Origin of the sequence: Maribacter sp. ACAM166 (genome assembly GCF_005771495.1) — a bacterium.
Lineage (GTDB): Bacteria > Bacteroidota > Bacteroidia > Flavobacteriales > Flavobacteriaceae > Maribacter.
The window spans coordinates 1-1,423 of record NZ_VAUW01000093.1 but is presented as its reverse complement, the minus strand read 5'-3'; the positions used below and the strand labels follow the sequence as shown (position 1 = coordinate 1,423).

General features: G+C 33.9%; 2 protein-coding genes and 1 pseudogene. All 3 read right to left on the bottom strand.

What is annotated here, in order from left to right:
- Window positions 1–8: 8 nt before the first annotated feature.
- A complete protein-coding gene (locus tag ES765_RS21480) occupies window positions 9–428 on the bottom strand; it encodes a hypothetical protein (protein WP_138116583.1) in 420 nt (139 codons plus the stop codon).
- Between the two features lie 119 nt (window positions 429–547).
- Entirely contained in the window at window positions 548–1,231 is a 684-nt protein-coding gene (locus ES765_RS21475) for a hypothetical protein (RefSeq protein WP_138116581.1), read from the bottom strand.
- A 6-nt stretch (window positions 1,232–1,237) separates the two neighbouring features.
- Window positions 1,238–1,423 (bottom strand): annotated as a pseudogene (locus tag ES765_RS21470) (site-specific integrase); the annotation flags it as partial.

Genomic DNA, 1,423 nt, shown 5'->3' with positions numbered 1-1,423 from the left:
ATAATATGCTATCTAGAAAGCATATTATGTTTTAAATACACTACGTTTTTTGTCTCCATATCAAAGTGGGGAATGGCCCCATCTGGTCTCATTTGCATATTGATTATTTTTTGATAACGCTGAATTTTGCTCTTTAAAGCTAGAATATCTCCTTTAGTTGCAGGTTTATCATTGTGCTTTGTAAACGCAAATTTCAATGCATCTGCAGCAAGGGTGCCAGCAGTTGAATTACCGATTGCTGCAGCACTCATTTTATCAATCTTATTTATTGAAGTAGCACTTGTAGTTGTAGGCTTTAGTACAGGAGTTTTATTCTTTTGGTGATGGTCTTTTGACCTACAGCTAGCACTACAAAACTTTTGGACATGCCTTCTTTTTGGAAGGAACTCTTCATGACAATAACGGCAAGTGTAGTATTTTGTATCCATTTAGCGTTAAATGTACGTTTGTTTAACGTATAATAACTAATTTATGCATCAAGGGTACAAAGATTTGATAATTTACAAAACTAATAGTTAGTTTGAACGATTCCAGGAAAAGCGTGAAATCAACCTTCAAGATTAAAAACAGTTTCCAACAGAAAACTTCTTGCTTCCTTATCCGTAATCAAAATTTGCTTGTCAGTATTAGGTTTTTTTTGACTTTTAGTGGTTGCTAACTTCGTTGTCACCTGTGATTTTTCTTCTCTATTCAAGAGGTCATAAAGACTGGGTGGAGTATCTTTTTTAAGATAGGTCAGAATTTGACTAGAAGATAGATCAGTGATTATTTTTAAACTGAATTTAGTTTCTATTTCCTGCTTATGGTTTAGGTATGCATTTTTTTGAAACTCGAAATAGGTTTTCAAATTTTCACTAATATCACAATGTTCGCTAATGTGTTCGTCCATCCATTTAGTTATGAATACAAAAAAGCGGAGGTGTAGTATATATTTTTCCATTAACCCAGCGAATTGTGAAGGGTTTAAACCCGCTTGTTCATCTATTAATCGTAGAATATTTTTTTCAAATAAATATGGCTTTTCAAACAATTGAATATAATCTGAACCAGAACCTATTTCATTAATCTGGCCATCAGTACTGTAAAGAACAACGTTGTCAAAAAATGCCTCCAATTCTATAGCGTCCAATCCTTCCATTTCACCCTTGGGAATAAGACTCATTGGAACAAAGAAAAGCAGCGGCCTATTGAGCTTTATAATTAAATCTTGAAGTGTTTTTTCCAGGGCCATGTGTAATTATTTTAAAAGGTCCGAATAATCTTTCGCCAATTCTGCATCGATATCCCTTAAATATTTTTCCAATGCCGACATGGACTTATGACCGGTTATAAGCATTAAGTTACTTTTTGCTGCGAAAGGAGAGGTGTCTTTAAGCAACTTACGATAGAGTTTGGTAATGTAGGTATGTCTAAAGCTGTAAAG